The following is a 21947-nucleotide window of genomic DNA, read 5'->3' as shown; positions in this document are numbered from 1 at the left end:
AGAAGGTGGCCCGAAGGGCCGGATGAGGTGGCGGCACGGCAAATGTCGTCTTCGCTTTTCGTTCAGACGCTCGCTCATTGCGTCGCTCTTTAGGAATCCGTCCGCGATCCGCATCATGGCAAGAAGCCACTGACGGCTAAGGCGCTTCAGCGCCCGCGAACCGGCCGAGCGCCAGGCATGGCGCATTCGCCTGTCGCGGGCAGGCGTTCAGGCGCTGTGCGAATTTCTGAAGATGCGGATCGGCGTTGCTGGGAGCGATTTCGGCAACGATGCGCGCATCGCCCGTTGATCAGGCGAGCGCCTGCAGCTCGCTTCGGAGCCGCTCGCTGCCGCCAGGCAGCGTCTCTTCCAGCACTGCATGCGTCCTTTCCCAGATCGGCAGCGCTGCGGCGAGCACCGCCTTGCCCTCCGGCGTCAGGCTGAGCAGCCGCCCCCGCTTGTCTTTCGGATTTTGCGTTACATTTACCCAGCCACGGCGTTGCAACGGTTTCAGCGCCGCCGTCAGCGTCGTCTGGTCCATGGCGAGAAGATTGGCCACGGGCCCCATCGGCGGCGGCTCCGGCCGGTTGAGGGACATCATCAACGAGAACTGCCCATTGGTGAGCCCGACGGGACGAAGCGCATCGTCGAAAAGCCGTGCGAGTGCTCGCGCGGCGCGCTGAACATGCAGGCACAGGCAGGTGTCCCGTACCAGCAGTGTCGTCGAAAAGGGAATCTCTATCGGGTTTGACATGCCCTATTTCTATTGATATCAATGTATTTAGTCAAGCGAATGAGAACGAATGCCGGTCTTGCCGGCGGCGCCGGAGGAGGGCGCTTGCGATGCAGAATCAAGTCGTTTCCCGTGAACAATGGCTCGATGCCCGCCGTGCGCTGCTTCTTAAGGAGAAGGAAGCAACGCATCTCAGAGATAGGGTCAATGCCGAGCGCCTGGCAATGCCCTGGGTCAAGGTCGACAAGGACTATGTCTTCGACACGCCGCAGGGAAAGAAGGGCCTATCCGATCTCTTCGACGGCCGCAGCCAGCTGATGATCTACCATTTCATGCTCGGTCCGGATTGGGAGGCCGGTTGCCCCGGCTGCTCGTTCCTTTCCGATCACGTGGACGGCGCGCTTCCGCATCTCAACCATCACGACGTCACCTGGGTCGCGGTTTCTCGCGCGCCGCTCGCCAAGATCGAGGCCTACAAGAAGCGCATGGGCTGGAGGTTTCCCTGGGTTTCGTCCTTCGGTAGCGATTTCAATTTCGACTACCACGTTTCCTTCAGCCCGGAAGATCTCGCCAAGGATAAGGTATTCTACAATTTCACCGCGATCGAACCCGCCGAGGCCCATGACGAACTGCCGGGGCTGAGTTCCTTCTACAAGAACGAGCGGGGTGAAATCTTCCACACCTACTCTAGCTATGCCCGTGGGCCGGAGGAACTGATCGGCACGCTGATGATACTCGACCGCGCGCCTAAGGGCCGCAACGAGGAAGGCACGATGGATTTCGTCAAGCGCCACGACGAATACGAGGGTGCTCGAACGACGCAATCCAGTCACTGAAATCTGCGAACATCACCCAAGGGAGAAGGATGATGGATACTGCAAGAGTGTTGGAGGAGCACCGCTTCCTCGAGAGGCTGGTGGGCGTATGGGATGTCACGGCATCCGAAATGACCGCTGACCAGCAATGGACGGAGATCGTGCGCTCGCTGCACGGCATCTGGTTCGTTGCCGAAGGCAATGGCGAAATGCCGGGCGGCGGGGCTGCCACCACCATGCTCACCCTCGGCTACAATGCGGCCAAGGGCAAATATGTCGGCAGCTGGATCGGCTCGATGATGGACCACATGTGGGTCTACGAGGGTGATGTATCGCCGGACGGCAAGGTGCTCAGCCTCTATACCCGTGGGCCCGATTTCCAGAACCAAGGCGCCGAGCAGGACTACCGCGAGCAGATCATCTTCGTCGATGACGATCACCGCACCTTCAACTCGGCGGCCAAGCAGCCGGACGGCAGCTGGAAGCAGTTTATGGAGGCGCATTACACGCGCAAGCCGTGATCCTGAACCAAACCCGATCCCATACGCACGAAAAGGAAAATGATCATGGCTTCCGACACGCATGGAAAATTCATCTGGTGCGAACTGATGACGACGGATACCAATGCCGCCGCCCGCTTCTACAGCTCTGTCGTCGGCTGGACGACGAAAGAGATGCCGATGGAGGACCTTCCTTCCCCCTATACCATCTTCGAGGCGGATGGCCGCGGCGTCGCCGGCATGATGACCTTTCCGGCCGAGCTCGAAGGGCAGGGCATTCCACCGAACTGGACAGGCTATGTCTGTGTCGACGATGTCGACCAATCCGTGAAGGATTTTGAGGCGAACGGCGGCCAGATCCGCCGCCCCCCCGAAGATATCCCGACGATCGGCCGCTTTGCCGTCGTCGCCGACCCGCACGGGGCCATCCTCTGCATCATGACGCCGCTGCCGATGGAAGGGGATAGCGGCTGGGAGCCGGAAATGGGTACGCCCGGCCATATCGGCTGGCACGAACTGATGGCCGGCAACATGGAGGAAGCCTTCGCCTTCTACTCGAAGGTCTTCGACTGGACCAAGGACCACGATTTCGACATGGGCGAGATGGGCGCATATCGCATCTTCGCTGAACATGGAAAACAGATCGGCGGCATGATGACCAAACCCGCCAATGTGCCGATGTGCTATTGGGGCTATTACTTCAACGTGCCGGCGATCGACAGCGCCATTGAACGCGTCAATGCGGGCGGCGGCAAGGTAATCGTCGGTCCGATGGAAGTGCCCGGCGGCAGCTGGATCATCAATGCGACGGACCCGCAGGGCGCTTTCTTCTGCCTCGTCGCGCCGGGCCGCTGACCTCGCAGCAACGTCCCGGAAACGGCGAATCGGGATACGGAAGTGATCGGCGGCGGCCTTGGAGGCGGGCCGCCCCTTCCATTTGAGCGGCAAAATTTGCCCCCGCTAACCCGTCTCAGTATGCCGCGCCTTCGCCCGGTGCGACCTTTTCCAGCGACATGCGGGAGGCAACCTGCATGTTGCCGGTCCGCGACCCGTGCAGATGACCCTTGCCGCCGGTGGTGGAAAAAAGCGGCTGGTAGTCGGGCAGGCGGCTGTCGGGCAGTACCTGGTCGCGCATGTTGTCTAGGATGAAGTAGTTGCCATCGACGGCAACCGAAAGCACCGCATGGTAGAAGTGACGCTTCTGGTCGAAGAGCACGACGATCGACATGTCCTGTCGGCGCCCTCGGCACGAAGCGCTGCCATCTTCAGGATCGCGAAATCTTCGCAATCGCCCTGCTGGCGGGCCAGCGTCTCGGAAGGTGCTGCCCAGTGGTCCGCCGCCTGATCGGTGTCCATGTCCCGGCGGTAGCGGATCGCGCGGTTGACCGCGACGTTCACCGCATTCAACTTGTCGCGGATCGAAGCTTGGCCGGTCTTGGCTATTGCCGCCTTGATGACATCGGTCGCAACCGTACATCCATTTGCGCCGCACTTGATGGCCGCGCCGCTCGCCATTTCAGTCAGCGAAGGCGCGCGACGCTTGACCGCGGCAAGACGCGTGAACGGAATGGTGACGGAGCCGAAAACCGCGTCGTTCGAAGAGGTGGCCTTGCGCGGCAGGTCCGGCTTGACGGAGGCGTCGTTTCCGCTGTGAACGATGCGGTCTCGACCTTCCTTGCCGGCGTCGCAGGCTGCCAGTCGGATGCGGACGGCCTGAACACGGTCAAGAATACCAACATCAAGGCGCCATCGAGCAAGGTCGAAGAGACCTTCGGCGAGACCGGTACGGAGATCACGCTGCTGCTGCCGAGAGGTGCGAGCGGCGTTTACGAGGGTGCCGCCCGCGTTGTGCGCGACGGCGCAGCCCTCAGCGTAGGCGAGCTCGGCAACGGCCTGGTCTTCATCAAGGTCGTCGATGTTTCGGGCGGCGCAGGTGCCGTGCCTGCCGCCGTCAGCGCCGCCAAGGCGCGCAATTCTGGTCGAGGCCCTTGGTTCGAGCCTGGTTGGTGGCCCGAAGGGTCGGACGAGGGGCCGACCGGCATGAGCCTTACTCGCTTGGGCACGAAGGGTCGGCGGATACCTACATCCCAAAGAACGCTTGCAGCAACCGCTCCTCCGATTTGGCGATCAGCCCCTTGGCCAACCATCTCCGCCAGCTGCCGACGCAAAGAACCCCTCGGGGCTCTCCACTTCCACTAGCCGCCGCTTCTCGATCAGCCAGAACCGGTTGCCGACGGCGCGCACGAAGCTTCGGTCGTGGGAAACGAGCAGGCAGCTTGCCTGGTGCGCCATCAGCTCGCCTTCCAGCGCTTCCTGCCCGTCGATGTCGAGATGGTTGGTGGGTTCGTCGAGCAGGTAGAAGTTCGGGTTGGAGAGCCGGAGCACCAGCATCCCGAGCCTTGCTTTCTGCCCGCCGGAAAGCTGGCCGATGGGGCGGCCCTGCATCTCGATCGACATGCCGGCGCCTGCCAGCAGTGCGCGCGCCCGCTGATCACCGATATCGAAGCGGCGGATGATCATGTCCATCGGCGTGTCGGCATCGCGCAGATCGGCAAGCGCCTGGTCGCCGTAGCCGAGCGCCAGCGAAGGCGTCGCCTTGATGCCGTTCTCGGCCGTCTCCGGGTTCGCGATCGTCTCGCGCAGCATGGCGATCAGCCGCGTCTTGCCGGCGCCGTTTTCGCCGAGCAGCACGATCCGGTCTCCCTGGCAGATGAATTGCCTGCCAGTCTTGAAGAGCAGCGTGCCGTCCGGCGTCTCAACCGCCGCATTGTCCAGCGTCACCAGAACCTTGGCATGCGTGCCGCGATTGGCAAGCCGGATCGCACCCGCCGAACGCTCCAGATGTGCGGTTTTTGCCGCATCCTCGAGTTTCTCGGCGCGCTGTTTCAGCTGCTTGGTCTTGACGACCAGCAGGTCGCTGCCGGAATTGATGCCGATATTGTTGAGCTTCGCCGCCTGCTTGCGCAGTTGCTCCGCCGTTTTCATGTCGCGCTCATAGCGCCGCGCATCTGCCGCATCGAGCTCGTCGATTGAAGTCCGCGCTCGGGAATAGGGCAGGGCGAAGATCTGGGATTGCTCCGGCCGCAGGAAGAGCGTGCGGTTGGTCACGGCGTCGAGGAAAGCGCGGTCATGGCTGGCCAGGATCACGGGCACGTCGCGGGGGAGCGCATTCAGCCATTCCTCGAGCCGCGCGATCTTGCCGAGGTCAAGATGGTTGGTCGGCTCGTCGAGCATCAAGAGGTCGGGTTCGGTCACCCAGACACGGGCAAGCATTGCCAGCCGCTGCCACCCGCCGCTGAGTGCCGAGAGCGAACGCCGGCGCAACTCCTCCGCCACCTCCAGAGACCCCAGCACGACATCGACGCGCCAGCTCTCGGTTTCCGCCTGCTCCGGAGCGAGCGCATCGAGAACGGCATCGTAGAATGTCCTGGCGAACAGGGCAGGCGGCACATTCTGCTCGACATAGCCGACCGTCAGCCCGCGCGCCCGGGTGATGACGCCTTCGGTCGGCTCCAGCGTACCGGCGATGCAGCGGAAAAGCGTCGATTTCCCGCGGCCGTTGGCGGCCACGATGCCGATGCGGTCGCCGGCATTGACCACGAAATTGAGCTTGGAAAACAGAGGGCTCGACAAGGTGATGCCGAGGTTGCGGATATTGAGGAGGGTCATGATCGTTCTCTGGTCTTGACCGCGCGATCATCCATCGAGGGCTCCTGGGCCATCATCGATGCGATGCGTCAGCGGTGGATCGGAAATCGCAGACGCTCAAGCGATAAAGCTCGACGCTGCGGGGCACCAAGGGCAGACCAAAAAAGAGGTTTTGCGAGAAACGGCCTCTGGTCAGCCCTGCAAACGCGTTTGCAGGGCGTTTACGGGGCCGCGCTGCCGGTTGAACCGGAAATAGTAATTATGCACGCGACCCTCCTTTGCTCTTTAGAGTGCACGCATGAAATATCATCACCTATGCAGGAATGCAACCATGGCGATCGCTTCAGGCTCTTCTTAAGAACACTCTACGCCGCACGAGGCCCCTTGCTCTTCGCGGCCGAACTTGCGCAAGATGGGCTGGCTGTTATAAGCGGCCCGACCGGGAACTTCTTGATATAGGGGGAGACGACCATGGCGGGCAATGACGACGAATACGTCTATGATGAGGTGACGGGCGAATGGCGTCCGGCTTCGGAATTGGCTGCCGCCGCGCAGGCGGCCGTCGAGGTCCGCGACGCTGCCGGAAATGCCCTCGTGGACGGCGATTCCGTCACGCTTATCAAGGATCTGAAGGTCAAGGGTGCCAATCAGACCCTGAAGCAGGGCACGGTCATAAGGTCGATCCGGCTGACGGACAACCCGGAAGAGATCGACTGCCGCCACGACACCATCAAGGGCCTGGTCCTTCGCACGGAATTCGTCCGCAAGCGTTGAGGATCTCAGCGAGCCAGGCATGATATACCCCTTGGCACTCCATCTGCCCGGCAGGGTAGGGAGGTTGCTGCAGAATGGCCTCACCCTTCAGGCTTCTGCCTCCGCGACCTACCGCTTCAAACTCCCCAGAATGCCGCGCACGAGCGCCCGGCCGACCTGCGTCGCAACCGTCCGCGCCACGCTTTTCATCGCCGCCTCGACGACCGTCTCTCGCTGATAGCCGGACGAACGCCCGCGCGATTGGCCGCGGTTCGGCGGCTCATCGTCGCTGTCGCCGAAGCCGGGCAGCGTCCAGCCAGAGGTCGTGCCGGAACTCGTCTGCTGCGCTTCGGCCTCTTCCTGCGCCCGCTTGGCCGCTTCTGCTTCGGCAGCCTTCTTCGCGCGGGCTGTGAGCATTTCGAAGGCGGAGTCGCGGTCGACGTCCTCGTCATAGATTCCAAGTACCGGGCTCCGGTCCATGATCTGACGGCGTTCCGCTTCCGTTACCGGGCCGACGCGGCCGGATGGCGGGCGGATCAGCGTGCGCTCGACGATCGATGGCGCGCCCTTGGTCTCCAGCGTGGAAACCAGCGCTTCGCCGGTGCCGAGATTGGTGATCACGGTGGCGCAATCGAAGGCCGGGTTGGGGCGGAAGGTATCGGCGGCTGTTCTGACTGCCTTCTGCTCGCGTGGCGAATAAGCGCGAAGCGCATGCTGCACGCGGTTGCCGAGCTGGGCGAGGACCGTTTCCGGCACGTCGAGCGGGTTTTGCGTGACGAAATAGACGCCAACGCCCTTAGAGCGGATCAAGCGCACGACCTGCTCGACGCGTTCGGTCAAGACACGCGGCGCGTCGTTGAAGAGCAGATGCGCCTCGTCGAAAAAGAAGACGAGCTTCGGCTTGTCCGGATCGCCGACTTCCGGCAACTCTTCGAAAAGCTCGGAAAGCAGCCAGAGCAAGAAGGTGGCGTAGAGCCTGGGGTTCATCATCAACTTGTCGGCGGCAAGCACCGAAATCTGGCCATAGCCATTACTGCTGGTGCGCATGATATCGGTGATCTTCAGCGCCGGTTCACCGAAGAAATGCTCGGCCCCCTGCTGTTCGAGAACGAGCAGCGCGCGCTGGATCGAGCCGATGGACGCCTTGGAGATCAGCCCGAACTGACTGGAAAGCTCGCTCGCATTCTCGCCCATGTAGTTCAGCAGCGAGGAAAAATCCTTAAGGTCGAGCAGCGGCAGACCCGCCTGGTCGGCGATCTTGAAGGCGATATTGATGACGCCCTCCTGTGGCTCGGAGGCATCCATGAGGCGGGCCAGAAGCAGCGGCCCCATTTCGGCGATCGTGGTGCGGACCCGGTGGCCCTGCTCGCCGAAGAGGTCCCAGAAGATCACCGGGAACTGGTCGAATTCGTAATCGGCAAAGCCGATCTGCTCGGCCCGCTTGGTGAGGAAATCCTTTGCTTCGCCCCTGGCGGCAATGCCGGAAAGGTCGCCCTTGATGTCAGCGGCAAAGACCGGGACGCCAGCCTTGGAAAAGCCTTCTGCGAGCACCTGCAGCGTGACGGTCTTACCGGTGCCGGTCGCGCCCGTCACCAGGCCGTGGCGGTTGCCGAATTTCAGGTCGAGATATTCCGGCTTGTTGATGCTGTCGTCCGGATTGCGGCTGGCGCCGATGAAAATCTTGCCTTCCTCGAGCATGAAGCAGTTCTCCCTTCGGCCGATGCCGCCGCTTGCGTTTGAAATGCGGAGATCGCAATAAGCCGCATTCATCTTACTATCGTCCACCTGTTATAAGCAGGGACCGGGATGCCGACAACTGTTTGCATTGAAAGCAAATCCGGGGAAAATGCCGGCTCTCGGCGGTGCGGCTTGAGTTGCGGACGAAACTCGAATAACGTTGACGTCAACGTCAAATAACAGGAGGCTGACGATGAATGAAGTTGTGACCCAGATTGCCGATCGCGTGGGCATTGCGCCCGATCTGGCGGAGAAGGCGCTGGGCATGATGCTCGGCTTCCTGCAGCGCGAAGGGGATGATGCAGCAGTCGCCAAGATGATAGAAGCCATGCCCGGCGGCGCCGATCTCGTCGCCCAGTATAACGGAGAAGGTGCCGGTGGCGGCGGTCTCCTCGGCGGTTTGATGGGCGCGCTCGGCGGCGGCGGAATCATGGGCCTCGGCCAGCAGCTCATGAGCCAGGGCCTCGGCATGGGCGAAATCACCTCGCTCGCCAAGGAAACCATCGCCATTGCCAAGCAATATGCCGGCGAAGAAGTCGTCGACGAGGTCGTCGCCTCGGTCCCGGGCTTGAGCCAGTTCGTTTGATCCGGCCTTCATGCCGAAACGGAAGGAGCCCCGCTTCCAGTTGAAGCGGGGTTTTTGTGCTTTGCATGCACCACGTCCAGAGGATGCCATTGCCGCCCGTCGCGTTCGATGAGGCGGTCGGCGCAGGCGGGCCCCATGCTACCGGGGGCGTAGGCTTCCGGCTCGCCGCCCTTCGCCCATAGGTCGAGGAAAGGCTGCACCGCCGCCCAGCCGGCTTCAATGCCGTCGGCCCGCTGGAACAGCGTCTGGTCCCCGATCAGGAGATCGTAGATGAGGGATTCGTAGCCGGTCATCTTAGCGATGTCGAACCGGTCGGCATATCGGAAGTCGAGCGAAACCGGCACGGTATCGACCGAAAGCCCTGGCGATTTGATGGATATCTCGAGGCTCATGCCTTCGTCGGGCTGCACTTGTATGACCAGCCTGTTCGGCGGCAGCCGGCGCGTGACGCCGGTCTCGCGGAACTGCGCGAACGGCACGGGCTGGAATTCGACGACGATTTCCGTGTCGCGTGCGGTCATCGCCTTGCCGGTCCGCAGATAGAAGGGCACGCCCGCCCAGCGCCAAGTATCGGCATAAAGCTTCAGCGCCACGAAGGTCTCGGTCCTGCTGTCGGGCGCCACTTGCGGCGTCTGGTGATAGGCAGGGATTTCCGCCCCGTTCAGCGTCCCGTCGGAATAGACGCCGCGAACGCCGTGTGTTGCTGCCTCCTCGGGCGTAAAGACGCGCAGCGCCTTCAGCACCTTGCTCTTCTCGTTGCGGATCGCTTCGGCGTCGAAGCTGTTCGGCGGTTCCATGGCGATCATGGCGAGCAGCTGGAACAGATGGTTCGGCACCATGTCACGCAGCGCGCCGGTCGCGTCGTAGAAGGCGCCGCGGCTGCCGACATCGACGGTTTCGGCCGCGGTGATCTGCACATGGTCGATATAGCGGTTGTTCCACAGCGATTCGATCATCGTGTTCGCAAAGCGCGCCGTCAGCAGGTTCTGAACGGTCTCCTTGCCGAGGAAATGGTCGAGCCGGTAGATCTGGCTTTCATCGACCTTGCTCAGGATCTGCGCGTTCAGCGCACGGGCCGAAGCGAGGTCCGTTCCAAAGGGTTTTTCGATGGCGATGCGACGGAAGCTATATTCGCTCTCGGAGGCAAGTCCGTGAGCCGCGAGCTTCTCCACGATACCGCCGAAGAAGCGGGGCGGCACGGCGAGATAGAAGGCCGCGTTGCCGCCCGGCGCCGAAGTGAGGCGTTTGGCGATCTCCAGATAGATATCGTCGCCGGTGAAATCGCCGGAAATATAGCTGATCCGCTGCCGCAACCGTGCCCAGGCCGGATCCTTGACGAGCGGTTCGCCGCCGCCGAGGCCGGCCAGGAAACCGTCTAGCCGTTTGAGCAGCATCTCGTCGCCGCCGGGCTCGATGCCGATGCCGAGAATGTCGAGATCGTCGCCAACCATGGCGCCGCGGGTGAGATTGATAATCGCCGGAACGAGAAGCCGCCGGGTAAGGTCGCCGGTCGCCCCGAAGATGACCAGAGTGGCGGGCGGCGTTGGCTTGGCCTCTGACATTGGGATCGCTCTCCGTGATTGTCAGCGTCGGAATATAAGGCCGCCGGGCGCTACCGCAAGCGTGGCCTGTTGTCACTAGGTCTGCTTCTCCTCTGCTTATCAAGTCAGTTGAGCGGCAACTAGGGCACAGCGTGGCGACTGCGCGGCACTCCATGAAGCGTGCGCGCTTAACCCTTCACCGCCACCATGAAAATCCGCGGGAAGCGGAGCAGCACCCGCCCGTCCGCCATCTTCGGATAGGCCTTTTCGACACGCGCAAGATAATCAGCAAGAAATGCCTCGCGATGCTCATCGCCGGCAGCCGTAAGGTAGGGCATCAGGCCCGTTGCCTTCACCCATTCGACGATGGCCGCGGCGTCCGCCATCGGGTGGTTGTAGATCGTGTGCCAGATATCCAGGCGCGCGCATTTGCCGATCAGGCGGCTGTAATAGGCCGACGGCGGGGAAAGGGGATTGCGGCGGACGCTCTTCTTTTCGAAGGCCGTCTTCCATTGTCCGACATGGGCGCTTTCCTCCATCAGCAGATGCGTCGGCTCGCCGAGATTGTCGGGCATCTGCACGGCAAGCACGCCGCCCCTGGTAAGCCCGTCCATCAGCCGGTCGAAGATGTCGAAATGATTTGGCAGCCACTGGAAGACGGCATTGGCGAAGAGCAGGTCGGCAGGCTCATCCTGCTGCCAGGTGGCAAGATCAGCGTGGGTGAAGGTGGTGCCTGGAAGCCGCTTTCGTGCCGCCTCCAGCATGTTGAGGTCGCTGTCGAGGCCGGACACGCCTTCCTTGCCGTAGCGGTCGATGATGAGTTCGGTCGAATTTCCCGGCCCGCAACCGAGATCGATCGCCTTGCTGACCCTATCCAGCGGCACCTGCGCCAGGAGATCGCGCGCCGGGCGTGTCCGTTCATCCTCGAACTTCACATACTGGCTGGCAGACCAGGCCATAGGCACCTCCCGTTTTCCCGTGTTGCGATACAGCAATGGTTCAAAGCGCGTCATGCTAGCAGCAATTCTCGGACACTTGTATGCGGCGCGTTGCAGCTGTGTTCGAATTGCCTGCACGAGTGGGTTGCATTATTGATGTCGTTTCTGAGCTTGGGGGATTCATGAGAGCCGGTTTCGTCTTTATCGCAGTCTTCCTATCGATCGCCGCAATGTCCGCAAGGGCCGAGACGCCGGCCGCTCCGCCGATTTTCCTTGTGGAAGGCATGGGCAGTGCGCGCGACCAATATATATCCAGCCATCTGGAGCCCTTTGCAGTCTACAGCGGTGCCGACCGTGCCCTCGATGAAGACGATATCGCCAGGCTCCGACAGGTCGATGCCGCACGCCAAAGGGCCGCCGCCGCAATGCCGTTCTTCATCGGCGACCTCGATGCCGACGGGCGCATGACGCTCGACGAGTACGAGCTCGCCAACCTCTATGAAAGCCGCGACGAGGCGGAACTCGGCATGAAAGCGCGCTTTGCGAATTTCGATCGCAACGGCGACGGCATCGTGACGCTCGACGAAGCGCTGAAATCACCGCCGCTGCCTCGCATGCCGCCCGCTTACGGACTGAGCGATACGGAGCGCGTCGCCGCTCTGCTGGCACTCGACCCCAACAAGGATGGCAAACTGACGGCGGATGAGTTCAAGGCGCTCCTCCTCTCCGCCTTCGCCTTCTACGACAAGAACGGCGACGGCGCTCTTTCGAAAGCAGAAAAGGCGGAGCGCGCCGCAACCGTCAGGCAATTTCGGCAAGAGCAGGAGAAGCGGGAGAAGCCGTAGAGGGAGACGGCTTCTTGCTGGCCGTCAGTCCGTCGCGGCCTGTTTGACAATCACCGCTATATCCGGGACGACCGTCGCGAAACGGTCAGCGATCTCCGCCAGCGCCGTACGGTGTACGGTCTTGGCCGGGATCATGCCGCCCAGCGGATCCGGCAGATCGCGGCTCATGGCGGCGGATGCGATGACGGTCGCCTTGATGCCGAGATCAAGTGCCGCACGCGCCGTGGCGCTGACGCACATATGCGTCATGAAGCCAACGAGGATCACATCGGAGCGCCCTGTCTGCTCGGCAATTGCTGCGAGAGCCGCGGCAAGCGTGGTTCCGGCAAAGGCATTGGGAAGCGTCTTCGCGATGACGGCTTCACCGTCGGCCGGCGTCAACGCGGAAATGATCTTCGCGCCATGCGAGCCGATCGCGAAGACGCCGCTGCCCGGCGCCGCGTGGTGAACGATATGAATAACCGGAACGCCATCGCGCCGGGCCGCATCGAGCAACTTGCGAATCTCGCCGACGGGTGCCGCGATGCCATGAAGCGGCAGTGCGCCAGCCACATATTCATTCTGGGCGTCGATGACGACAACGACCGACTTCGACCAGTCGGCGGTTTTCGGCGTGACGCCCGCATGTTGAAGCAGGGTGAGGGGAACCATTGGCATATCTCCTTGAATGGATCGATGCCAAGGACGCTAACCGCTTTCGTACTGAGCGAATATTCGCTATCAATTCACAATGATTGAGAAAAAGCGCACAGATATCGATTGGGAGGACCTGCGTTTTTTCGCGGCACTGGCAAGGCACGGCAGCCTCTCGGCGACGGCGCGTGCGCTGAAGGTCAACCATGCGACCGTCGCCCGCCGCGTTGGCGCGCTGGAAAGTGCTCTCGGCTTCGCGCTGTTCGAGCGGCGCGCCGACGGCTACCAGCTCAGCCGCCACGGAACCGCGATCCTGTCCGAGGCGGGTGCCATGGAGAGTGCCGCTGCGGCGATCCGCGACCGGTTGGCTTATTCGAACGGTCCGAGCGGTCGCGTGCGGCTGACGACGACCCGTTCGATCGCCGATCTCGTCATCGCGCCGCAGCTCGGCGGCGTGCTGCGCGGGCTTGCGAACGTCGAACTCGAAATCGTCACCGATATCCGCGTGCAGAGCCTTGCCCAGCGCGAGGCCGATATCGCCCTTCGACTGGGACACCCGAAGGACAGTGATCTCACCGCAAAACGCGTGGCGACGATCGGATACGCTTTCTACGCATCGAAAGCGGCCGTCGAGACTGTTGCGGGAAACGGGCCAGCCCGCCTCATCGGATTTGACCTGGATAGCGACGGCGTGGCCGAAGCGCGCTGGCTGGAAACGAAATTCGGCCCGGATGCCTTCGTCTTCCGCTCGAGCAGCAATGTCGTGCAGGCAAATGCCGCAGCCGCCGGGCTCGGCATCGCCATGCTTCCGCGCTTCGTCGCGAAACAGAATCCAGCTCTGGTCGAGATCGATTGCGGCGAAGCAATGCCCGATCGCGAACTCTGGATGCTTGCCCAGGCCAATCTGGTCGATATCCCGCGCGTCCGCGCGGTATGGGATGGCTTGGCTGAGATATTCGCTGTGTCGAAGGACAGGCTCTAAGCCGATCCTATGCGCATGGCGTCGACGATATCGCTGGCGGACGCCTCGAACTCTCCAGGCCCACGATTGGACATCCACCAGATCTTCCTATCAGAAGGAAACGTGACTGCTGACCAGCCGACCATTCCGAAGATCATGGATCATGAGGGCGGGAGGATCGGTGACAGGCGGTTCACGTGGGGGATCGAGCAGCAAAGGATTGGCGGGACAGATCGAGCCGCATATGTAGGCCGGAATGCCTGCGATCAGGCTCGACATCGGCCGATGGACGTGGCCGCTGCAGATTGCGATGGGGCGTCTTATGCCACTCGATAGCAGGTCGCCCAAGGCATCTGCACCCCTGCACATGAGATCATCCAGAGGCGATATTCCGGTGAGGAAAACATGGTGATGCGTAAAGAGCAAGGGTATGCCCGATGGACCGCTCGCCAGCGTCTGCCGCAACCACGCAAGATGCTCTGTGATGTCACCATGGGCATGTCCGTCGACGCATGTGTCGAGGCCGACGATCAAAGCGTCTCCATGGGGTTCGGCAAAATGCATTTTCTCGTCATCGCCCCAATGGCCGGCCTCGGGGATCGCCTCGCGCATGACGGAGCGGTCGTCCGCGTTGCCGGGGAGGATCAAGGTGCGGCACGCGAGGCTTTGCAACGCGGCAATGATCTGCCGGTAACCCTCCCGCCAGCCGCCGTTGACAAGATCCCCGGACACCACGACGATAGCCGGCTGCATCGTGGCGAGCCAGGAAATTGCCCTCTTAAGCCGGGCAAGGCTGTCATTGCCGGGGCTGGCGTGGATATCGCTTACCTGGGCGATGAGCATGGCACCACCTCATTCAAAACCGCGTAATCACGCTGATCCCGGTTCCTTCCGCCCTGTCCATCGCCATCAGCGCCGGCACAGCCTCTTCCAGGCTGATTGTCCGGCCGATCAGCTTCTGCGGCGCGATCTTGCCGGCGGCAAGCATGGAGAGCATGGCGTCGTAGCGCCAGGCCTGCATGCCGTGGCTGCCGTAGATTTCCAGCTCATGGCCGATCACCTGCGCCATGGGGACTTGCGGCGTGGCATATTCTCCGAGCATCAGGCCTATCTGCACATGGCGGCCGCGGCGGCGCAAGTTCTTGATCGAGTTGAAGCAGGTCACGGGATGGCCGAGCGCGTCGATCGAGACATGCGCGCCGCCCTTGGTGATCTCGCGCACGGCGTCCGCGACATCGGCAACCACCGCCGCATTAATCGTCGCCACCGCCCCGCATTCGCGCGCAAAGGCAAGCTTCTCCTTTGAAATGTCGATCGCGATCGGATTGGCGCCGAGCGCGCTGGCGATCATGATCGCCGAGAGGCCGACGCCACCCGCGCCATGGATGGCGATCCACTCGCCGGGGCCGGTGCGTGCCTGGTCGGCAACGGCGCGGAAGGAGGTGGCGAAGCGGCAGCCGAGGCTCGCCGCCGTCGCATCGTCTACGCTGTCGGGCAGATGCACGAGATTGGTGTCGGCATAGTCGATCGCGACATATTCGGCGAACGAGCCCCAATGCGTGAAGCCGGGCTGGAACTGGTTCGGGCAGACCTGCTGATTGCCGGAGTGGCATTCGCTGCAATGGCCGCAGCCGGAAACGAACGGCACGGTCACCCGGTCGCCCGCCTTGAAGCGCACCACGCCCTTGCCTGTGGCGACGATCTTGCCTGCAAGTTCGTGTCCCGGCACATGCGGCAGGCGGATATCCGGATCATGCCCCATCCAACCGTGCCAGTCGCTGCGGCAAAGACCGGTCGCGCCGATGGCGATGACGACGCCGTCCTCGGTCGGCGTCGGATCGGGCACCGTGCGGATGTCTGGGGTCTGCTCGAAGGCTTCGTAATACATGGCTTTCATCGGACGGCCTCCAGCTCTTTTGTTTGAGATTCCGCCGCCATGATGCCACGCGGGAGCCTGTCGTTCCAACACTCCGTTCGATCATTTCCGCTGATGGATCCATCGCTTTCATGCGAGCGAACGCGCATGATTGTTGCGGTGGCATGCGCGGTTGTGGCATTTTTCTTGCGTCCCTCTTAAGCGGCCGAATTTCTGCTTGACGCTGTCTGCAGGGAAGGATTTTGCTTCCCGGGCTTTGGAAGGAGAAGATCATGCCCGTCGATACATCGCCTCGCACGACCACCTGGACCCATGTCGAGGGCGAGTGGCTTCCCGGCAACCCGCCGCTGATCGGCCCGACCTCGCATGCCATGTGGCTCGCGTCCATGGTCTTCGACGGTGCCCGCTGGTTTGATGGCATCGCGCCGGACCTCGACCTGCACTGCCGGCGTGTCAACCGCTCAGCCGTCAATATGGGGCTGAAGCCCATCAAGACGGCCGAGGAGATCGAGGCGCTCGCCTGGGAAGGCATCAAGAAGTTCGACGGCAAGACGCCGATCTATATCAAGCCGATTTATTGGGGCGAGCACGGTTCGCCGGGCAGCGTCGTCTCCGTTGATGCGGAATCGACCCGCTTTGCGCTCTGCCTTTTCGAGGCGCCGATGGGCGGCCATAGCGGTTCGTCGCTGACCGTTTCGCCCTTCCGCCGCCCGTCGCCGGAAACGGCGACGACGGATGCCAAGGCGGGCGGGCTCTACCCGAACAGCGGCCGCGCCATCGCCGAGGCGCGAAGCCGTGGCTTCGACAATGCCCTGATGCGCGACCTGAACGGCAATGTCGCCGAGACCGCATCCTCCAACATCTTCATGGTGAAGGACGGCGTCGTCTTCACGCCGGTTGCCAACCGCACTTTCCTCGCTGGCATCACCCGCGCCCGCATCATGGGATTGCTGGGCCAGGCAGGATTCGACGTGCGCGAGGTGACGCTCTCGGTCGAAGACTTCATGAATGCCGACGAGATATTCACCAGCGGCAACTATTCCAAGATCGTCGGCGTCAACCGCCTCGACGGCCGCGAATTCGAAGACGGCCCGGTCACTCGCAAGGCGCTCGATCTCTACATGGATTGGGCCAACGGGCGCAGCCATAGCCACAGTGGCGAGTAGAGATCCGCGCGCAGGGAAGTGCGAGCCGGTTGCAGCCTCACGAGAAAGGTACGCGCGGATCCTGCATCAAATAGAACTCGGTAACCGGCGTGACGTCGGTGATAAAAAAGCCAAACGCCGGTCGGTCGAGGGGGTCAACGTGGCCGCTGGCGAAGCGTAGCCGGTCGAATTTCTCGAAGTGGTTCTCGAAACGGGCAAACCGGTTGGACGAAATGAGGTCCGGATTGGGGTTGGTCTGATCAAACGACAGACCGTCATAAAAGTCGCTCGGTTTTCCGAGAATCTCTTGAAGTTCGAATTCGAACTCGATCCAGGCCAATCCGCTCGTGTTCAGAGTGACAACGCGCAGATGGAAAGCGCCCTCAGGAAACCCGTGATGTTGAATTGGCTTTGCGGCCCTAATCACCAGAGTGACGGGGCTGGCCGACTTAAGTTCCTCGTTGATTTCGATTGGATCGGCTTTCGTACCTGAGCCTGTAACTGACAGGATGCGGAAGCCGCCAAGCTCATCGGAGAAGGAATAATCCCCAGCATACCAACGTCCGTCGTCAGCCGGTCCGGCACTGATGAGTGACAGTGTCAGCAACGCAGCCAGGATTCGCAAGTGACGCGTCATCGGTGAGTTCCTCTGGGAACGCAGTCTATCCGTGCAGCGACCAAGTGACCGAAGTACCGGCGAGAGTTTTCCTCAGATGCTCGTTCGCCTCCACGCCCGCCGCATCCGCCGCATATTCCGGTTTCAGCCGGTCGAGGAAATACATCGTCATCTTACCCTTGTTTTTCACGTCAAGGGCACCCCGCGAGGTGCAGTCGAAATATGATTTTACGTGTTGGTAGGTGCTTTCGGAGATATTCACCTGGTCTGCTTCGTCCGTGCTCTCCATACGAGCCGCTATATTCACCGCGTCGCCCCAGACGTCGTAGGTGAACTTCTTCCGGCCGACGACGCCGGACATCACACTGCCGGTATGCAGGCCGACGCGGAGGTGCCAGGGCCGCTGCCCGATCGCTGCCCAGCGCTGGTTCGACGCCACGACAAAGCGTCGAATCTCGAGAGCAGCAAGGCAGCTGCGGATCGCATGGTCCTTGCGGCCCTGCATCAGACCGCCGGCGCACATGTAGGAGTCGCCGATGGTCTTGAGCTTCTCCAACCCATGTCGCGCGACGATGTTGTCGAACTCGGAGAAGTACATATCGAGGTCATCGACCAACTCCCGGGGGGAGAGTTCAACGGCTGATTTGGTAAAGTCGACGAAGTCCGTGAATAGGATCGTCGCGGAAGGGTGGTGGCGGGGTTCGACCGAGCCCTTCTCTGCCAATTCCGCGGCTACCTTGAGTGGGAGGATGTTGAGGAGCAGGCTGTCCGCGCGCTGCTTCTCAGCGGCCAGTTCCTGCTGCGAGCGCAGCACCTCGGCCATCTTCAGGCGCAGTTCGAGCTGGGCGATGGTCTGGCGCGCGAGGCGACGGATGCCTTCGGCAGCCTCGAAGGCGAGCTCGCGCGGGGTGAGGTCCAAGATGCAGAGCGTGCCCAGCGCATGGCCGCCTGAATCGATCAGCGGCATGCCTGCATAAAAGCGGAAGAAGGGTTCAGTCGCGATGAACGGCAGTGCCTTGAAGCGATCGTCGGCGTGGGTGTCGGGAACAACCAGCATGTCGCTGCGACAGAGCGCATGGGCGCAACAGACGCCGCTGCGGGGCACTTCTTCGATGCCAGGAGGAACGCCATGACGGGATTTGAGCCATATCTTGGTGTCGCCGACGATGTTGACCATCGCGATCGGGGCACTGGCAATCAGGGCGGCGAGATCGGTGAGATCGTCGAATCCGGCTTCGGGATCGGTGCCGTAAACATCATAGGCCCGTACCGCGGCCAAGCGTTCAGCCTCGTTGTCAGGTAGAGGGAAGTCCATGCCGGCGCCCTCCGTTGTGCGAAGCCAAAATGGCGAGCCCGTTCAGATCGGGCGGGCGCGGCTCCGCTCTTGTCGATCATCGGTCCGGTGTTGTTCTCGTGCCTTGCCGTGGCGAAGCAGCTCACCCCGCCCGTCCGACACCTACGGCCACCCAAAACTTACTCTCGCGACCTCACTTAATCAATGACGCCGGCCGCTATCCAAGAGAAGCTGCTTGCCTTCGATCGCGATCAAGTTAGGTCGGGCGCAACCATGCGGGTCTCGCCGCTCCCTGCAAGCGGGACGAGCTCGGGACCCACTTTCGTTCCAGGTGTCCGCTTCGCGCGTAGGTGGACGGTGCGCCAGCGCCACCGAACGGCAAGTGGTCGGCCGCGCGCCTTCCCAAGATCGGCTGGGTGAAGTTCCGCGACACGCGGCTCGTGCGTGGCAAGACCATGAACGTACGGTGAGCCTGGCGGCGAACGGCTGGCACATCGCCTTCGCCTGCGAAATCGACCATGCCGTCACGGCGAACGATTGCCCGCCGTGGGATTGACCGAGGCGTGGTGAACACGCTGACGCTTTCGACCGGGGAGCATTGGTGGATGCCTGCCGGCCTTGCTGAGGTCGAGCGCAGGAAGCGCAGGAAGCGCAGGGCACAGCGCGAGCGCGGGTCGAGCCGCCACGCGAAGGCCCGCCGCCGCGTTGCAGCCTTGCAGGCCCGCGCTGCCCGCATCCGCCAGGATTGGCGGCACAAGGCCAGTCTTGATATCGCCCGTCGCTTCGCAACGGTGGTTCTGGAAGACCTCGCCACGCGCAACATGACGCGCAGCGCCAGGGGAACCGTCGACGCGCCCTGGCACGGCTTTGGAACCGTGTTGGCCTACAAGCTCGAAGAACGGGGCGGATACCTGTGCAGGGTCGATCCCCGCCACACCTCGCAGACCTGTTCGGCCTGCGGAGCCGTGGACAGGGAAAGCCGCGAAAGCCAAGCGTCTTTCCGCTGTCGCCAATGCGGCTTGCGCGCCCAATGCTGCAATCAACATCCTGCGTCGGAACACGGCGTATGATCGTGGAGGAAGGGCAGCGGCTCTCGGTTGAAGCGATAACTATCGCAGGAGCTTCGCGCCCTCGCAAATCCCCCGCTTTCGAGCGGGGGAAGATGTTAATTCAGGAACATTAGCCCACTGTCCTCGTTTGGCGTCTATCACCCAAAATGAGGGACGTAATCATGTCCGACAACCCGTTCGACACCAGCCGCGGCAATGGCGGCGAGACGCATCAGCATATTCCGGAAAATGGCCCGCACGAGGGCCTCGACCATCTGACCACCAATCAGGGCATCCGCATTTCCGACAATCAGAACAGCCTGCGCTCCGGTGCGCGCGGACCGACGCTGCTCGAGGATTTCGTGCTGCGCGAGAAGATCTTCCATTTCGATCACGAGCGCATTCCGGAGCGGATCGTGCATGCCCGTGGTTCGGCCGCGCACGGCTACTTCGAGTTGACGGAAAGCCTTTCCGGCATCACCAAGGCCGATCTCTTCCAGCGTAAGGGCGAGAAGACGCCGGTCTTCGTGCGCTTCTCGACGGTCGCCGGCGGCGCCGGTTCGGTCGACACCCCGCGCGACGTGCGCGGCTTTGCGGTCAAGTTCTATACGAAGGAAGGCAATTGGGATCTGGTTGGCAACAACATCCCGGTCTTCTTCATTCAGGATGCCATCAAGTTTCCCGATCTCGTCCATGCGGTGAAGATGGAGGCAGACCGCGCCTATCCACAGGCCGGCAGCGCCCATGACACTTTTTGGGACTGGGCGTCCCTGATGCCCGAAAGCACCCACATGCTGATGTGGGCGATGTCGGACCGCGCCATCCCGCGCTCTTTCCGGATGATGCAGGGCTTCGGCGTGCACACGTTCCGCTTCGTGAACGCTGAGGGCAAATCGACATTCGTGAAGTTTCACTGGAAACCTAAGCTCGGCATCCAATCGACCGTCTGGGACGAGGCGCTGAAGCTGCAGGCGGCCGACAACGATTTCCATCGCCGTGATCTTCACGAAGCGATCGAAGCCGGAAACTTCCCGGAATGGGAACTCGGCCTGCAGCTTTTCGACGAGAACTTTGCCAGCATGCAGCCTTACGACGTGCTCGATGCTACGAAAATCATCCCAGAAGAAGTGTTGCCGCTGAAAATCGTCGGCCGCCTCGTGCTGGACCGCAACCCAGACAATTTCTTTGCCGAGACCGAGCAGGTCGCCTATTGCCCCGCCAACATCGTGCCCGGCATCGATTTCACCAATGACCCGCTGCTGCAGGGACGCCTCTTCAGCTATCTCGATACGCAGAAATCGCGCCTCGGCACCGCTAACTTCCACCAGCTGCCGATCAACGCGCCGAAATGCCCGGTCATGAACTTCCAGCGTGACGGGCAGATGCAGATGAACGTGCCGACGGGTCGAGCCAATTACGAGCCGAACAGCCTTGGCGCGCATGGTGAGGGAGGCGGGCCGCGCGAATGTCCCGTCACCGGCTTCCCGACATTCAGTGCCGCGTCCGGAAAAGAAGAGCAGGGCGACAAGCTGCGCATCCGCGCCGAGCTCTTTGCCGACCACTACAGCCAGGCGCGGCTGTTCTGGAAGTCGCAGACGCATTCGGAGCAGGCCCATATCGCCTCTTCCTTCGTCTTCGAGCTTTCCAAGGTCGGTCTGAAGCAGGTGCCACCACGCATGGTCGGCAACCTGCTGAACGTCGATCCGGAGCTTGCAAAACGTGTCGCCGAAGGCCTCGGTATCGATCTGCCGCAGAAGAACCCGGCCGCCCGCGAGCCGATCGACATGGCCCCCTCGCCGGCGCTTTCGATCCAGAAAAACATGAAGCAGACGATCGAGGGCCGCAAGATCGGCATCCTGATCGCCGACGGCAGCGACGCTCACGCCCTGCAATCTCTCGTGAACTCGATCGAGGACGCGAATGCCACGGCTTTCGTCGTTGCCCCGAAGGTCGGGAAGGCGAGGCTGTCGGACGGCAGCACGATCAGGGCCGATGGCCAGCTCGCCGGTTCCCCGTCGCAGATATTCGATGCGGTCGCGGTTCTCCTGTCCGGGGAGGGCACCGGGATACTGCTGAAGGAAGGTGCCGCCGTACAATGGGTGATGAATGCTTTCGTGCATCTGAAGGCGATCGGCCACACGCCGGAAGCCTTGCCCCTGCTTCAAAAGGCCGGCGTCGAACCCGACGAAGGTGTCGTCGCGTTGGACGGCGCTTTCTTCGAGGCCGCCGCCAAGCGCTACTGGTACCGCGAGCCGAATGTGCGCATGCTGGCATAGATGTGTCGCGCCGCGGATTGCT

23 protein-coding genes and 1 pseudogene are annotated in these 21947 nt (G+C 62.2%); 12 read left to right on the top strand and 12 right to left on the bottom strand.

Annotated features, from left to right (window positions below; all coding sequences use genetic code 11):
• Positions 1-93: 93 nt before the first annotated feature.
• Positions 94-289, top strand: a pseudogene (locus tag BLP23_RS34225) (RES domain-containing protein); the annotation flags it as partial.
• On the opposite strand, the gene BLP23_RS02205 reads toward BLP23_RS34225, so the two are convergent.
• Positions 290-733, bottom strand: coding sequence for a MarR family winged helix-turn-helix transcriptional regulator (locus BLP23_RS02205; protein WP_092583352.1), 444 nt, complete (start codon positions 731-733; stop codon positions 290-292). It lies immediately after the preceding pseudogene.
• Positions 734-822: 89 nt separating this feature from the next.
• Here BLP23_RS02205 and BLP23_RS02200 point away from each other — a divergent pair, with 89 nt between their 5' ends.
• Genes BLP23_RS02200 through BLP23_RS02190 form a run of 3 tightly spaced genes read left to right on the top strand, consistent with a single transcriptional unit; the run spans position 823 to position 2882 of the window.
• Positions 823-1548 (top strand): DUF899 domain-containing protein, encoded by a 726-nt coding sequence (locus BLP23_RS02200; protein ID WP_092583351.1) that lies wholly within the window; start codon positions 823-825, stop codon positions 1546-1548.
• Between the two features lie 32 nt (positions 1549-1580).
• Positions 1581-2048 (top strand): DUF1579 domain-containing protein, encoded by a 468-nt coding sequence (locus BLP23_RS02195; RefSeq protein ID WP_208603113.1) that lies wholly within the window; start codon positions 1581-1583, stop codon positions 2046-2048.
• Positions 2049-2093: 45 nt separating this feature from the next.
• Positions 2094-2882: a VOC family protein gene (locus BLP23_RS02190; RefSeq protein ID WP_092584231.1), complete on the top strand. Its 789-nt coding sequence runs from the start codon at positions 2094-2096 to the stop codon at positions 2880-2882.
• A gap of 115 nt (positions 2883-2997) precedes the next feature.
• On the opposite strand, the gene BLP23_RS34220 is transcribed toward BLP23_RS02190, so the two are convergent.
• Both BLP23_RS34220 and BLP23_RS34215 read right to left on the bottom strand, forming a co-directional pair.
• The gene (locus tag BLP23_RS34220) at positions 2998-3255 is read right to left on the bottom strand and encodes a hypothetical protein (protein WP_233426612.1); all 258 of its coding nucleotides are present in this window, start codon (positions 3253-3255) and stop codon (positions 2998-3000) included.
• A complete protein-coding gene (locus BLP23_RS34215; RefSeq protein ID WP_233426648.1) occupies positions 3168-3425 on the bottom strand; it encodes a transglutaminase-like cysteine peptidase in 258 nt (85 codons plus the stop codon). Before BLP23_RS34215 ends, BLP23_RS34220 begins: the two co-directional genes overlap by 88 nt.
• Between BLP23_RS34215 and BLP23_RS34210 the strand changes: the two genes are divergently transcribed.
• A complete protein-coding gene (locus BLP23_RS34210) occupies positions 3357-4226 on the top strand; it encodes a hypothetical protein (RefSeq protein WP_233426654.1) in 870 nt (289 codons plus the stop codon). The two genes, BLP23_RS34215 and BLP23_RS34210, sit on opposite strands and share 69 nt — an antisense overlap.
• Here the strand turns inward: BLP23_RS34210 and BLP23_RS02180 are convergent.
• Complete coding sequence (locus BLP23_RS02180) at positions 4155-5696, bottom strand: ABC-F family ATP-binding cassette domain-containing protein (protein ID WP_092583349.1); 1542 nt, start codon at positions 5694-5696, stop codon at positions 4155-4157. The two genes, BLP23_RS34210 and BLP23_RS02180, sit on opposite strands and share 72 nt — an antisense overlap.
• Before the next feature lie 450 nt (positions 5697-6146).
• Here BLP23_RS02180 and BLP23_RS02175 point away from each other — a divergent pair, with 450 nt between their 5' ends.
• A complete protein-coding gene (locus BLP23_RS02175) occupies positions 6147-6449 on the top strand; it encodes an alkylphosphonate utilization protein (RefSeq protein WP_092583348.1) in 303 nt (100 codons plus the stop codon).
• Positions 6450-6557: 108 nt separating this feature from the next.
• On the opposite strand, the gene BLP23_RS02170 is transcribed toward BLP23_RS02175, so the two are convergent.
• Positions 6558-8126, bottom strand: coding sequence for a helicase HerA-like C-terminal domain-containing protein (locus BLP23_RS02170; RefSeq protein ID WP_092584230.1), 1569 nt, complete (start codon positions 8124-8126; stop codon positions 6558-6560).
• A 232-nt stretch (positions 8127-8358) separates the two neighbouring features.
• Here BLP23_RS02170 and BLP23_RS02165 point away from each other — a divergent pair, with 232 nt between their 5' ends.
• The gene (locus BLP23_RS02165; protein WP_092583347.1) at positions 8359-8751 is read left to right on the top strand and encodes a hypothetical protein; all 393 of its coding nucleotides are present in this window, start codon (positions 8359-8361) and stop codon (positions 8749-8751) included.
• Positions 8752-8759: 8 nt separating this feature from the next.
• Here the strand turns inward: BLP23_RS02165 and zwf are convergent, their stop codons facing one another.
• Both zwf and tam read right to left on the bottom strand, forming a co-directional pair.
• On the bottom strand, positions 8760-10313 hold the full coding sequence (zwf, locus tag BLP23_RS02160) for a glucose-6-phosphate dehydrogenase (protein ID WP_092583346.1): 1554 nt from the start codon (positions 10311-10313) through the stop codon (positions 8760-8762).
• Positions 10314-10480: 167 nt separating this feature from the next.
• Positions 10481-11251: a trans-aconitate 2-methyltransferase gene (gene tam, locus BLP23_RS02155; RefSeq protein ID WP_092583345.1), complete on the bottom strand. Its 771-nt coding sequence runs from the start codon at positions 11249-11251 to the stop codon at positions 10481-10483.
• A gap of 161 nt (positions 11252-11412) precedes the next feature.
• Here tam and BLP23_RS02150 point away from each other — a divergent pair, with 161 nt between their 5' ends.
• Positions 11413-12075, top strand: coding sequence for a CREC-EF hand family protein (locus BLP23_RS02150; RefSeq protein WP_092583344.1), 663 nt, complete (start codon positions 11413-11415; stop codon positions 12073-12075).
• A 24-nt stretch (positions 12076-12099) separates the two neighbouring features.
• Here BLP23_RS02150 and BLP23_RS02145 read toward each other — a convergent pair whose 3' ends face one another.
• Entirely contained in the window at positions 12100-12726 is a 627-nt protein-coding gene (locus BLP23_RS02145; protein WP_092583343.1) for an isochorismatase family protein, read from the bottom strand.
• Between the two features lie 79 nt (positions 12727-12805).
• Here BLP23_RS02145 and BLP23_RS02140 point away from each other — a divergent pair, with 79 nt between their 5' ends.
• Positions 12806-13690 (top strand): LysR family transcriptional regulator, encoded by an 885-nt coding sequence (locus tag BLP23_RS02140; protein WP_092583342.1) that lies wholly within the window; start codon positions 12806-12808, stop codon positions 13688-13690.
• A 90-nt stretch (positions 13691-13780) separates the two neighbouring features.
• Here the strand turns inward: BLP23_RS02140 and BLP23_RS02135 are convergent, their stop codons facing one another.
• Both BLP23_RS02135 and BLP23_RS02130 read right to left on the bottom strand, forming a co-directional pair.
• A complete protein-coding gene (locus tag BLP23_RS02135) occupies positions 13781-14512 on the bottom strand; it encodes a metallophosphoesterase (RefSeq protein ID WP_092583341.1) in 732 nt (243 codons plus the stop codon).
• A gap of 13 nt (positions 14513-14525) precedes the next feature.
• The gene (locus BLP23_RS02130; RefSeq protein ID WP_092583340.1) at positions 14526-15566 is read right to left on the bottom strand and encodes a zinc-dependent alcohol dehydrogenase family protein; all 1041 of its coding nucleotides are present in this window, start codon (positions 15564-15566) and stop codon (positions 14526-14528) included.
• Between the two features lie 251 nt (positions 15567-15817).
• Between BLP23_RS02130 and BLP23_RS02125 the strand changes: the two genes are divergently transcribed.
• Positions 15818-16711 carry a branched-chain amino acid aminotransferase gene (locus BLP23_RS02125; RefSeq protein WP_092584229.1) on the top strand — a complete coding sequence of 298 codons (894 nt, stop codon included), beginning with the start codon at positions 15818-15820 and terminating at the stop codon, positions 16709-16711.
• A 37-nt stretch (positions 16712-16748) separates the two neighbouring features.
• Here BLP23_RS02125 and BLP23_RS02120 read toward each other — a convergent pair whose 3' ends face one another.
• Together BLP23_RS02120 and BLP23_RS02115 are read right to left on the bottom strand one after the other, a co-directional pair.
• On the bottom strand, positions 16749-17327 hold the full coding sequence (locus BLP23_RS02120; protein ID WP_092583339.1) for a hypothetical protein: 579 nt from the start codon (positions 17325-17327) through the stop codon (positions 16749-16751).
• 25 nt (positions 17328-17352) lie between these two features.
• Positions 17353-18621 (bottom strand): adenylate/guanylate cyclase domain-containing protein, encoded by a 1269-nt coding sequence (locus BLP23_RS02115; protein WP_092583338.1) that lies wholly within the window; start codon positions 18619-18621, stop codon positions 17353-17355.
• Positions 18622-19118: 497 nt separating this feature from the next.
• On the opposite strand from BLP23_RS02115, the gene BLP23_RS02110 reads away from it, so the two are divergent.
• Together BLP23_RS02110 and BLP23_RS02105 are read left to right on the top strand one after the other, a co-directional pair.
• Complete coding sequence (locus tag BLP23_RS02110) at positions 19119-19670, top strand: RNA-guided endonuclease InsQ/TnpB family protein (RefSeq protein ID WP_092583337.1); 552 nt, start codon at positions 19119-19121, stop codon at positions 19668-19670.
• 161 nt (positions 19671-19831) lie between these two features.
• Positions 19832-21925: a catalase gene (locus BLP23_RS02105; protein WP_092583336.1), complete on the top strand. Its 2094-nt coding sequence runs from the start codon at positions 19832-19834 to the stop codon at positions 21923-21925.
• The last annotated feature ends 22 nt before the right edge of the window (positions 21926-21947 follow it).

It is taken from the genome of Rhizobium mongolense subsp. loessense (assembly GCF_900099775.1).
GTDB lineage: Bacteria > Pseudomonadota > Alphaproteobacteria > Rhizobiales > Rhizobiaceae > Rhizobium > Rhizobium loessense.
Note: the sequence above shows the minus strand (reverse complement) of the source record. Positions and strands in the feature narration are given on the sequence as shown.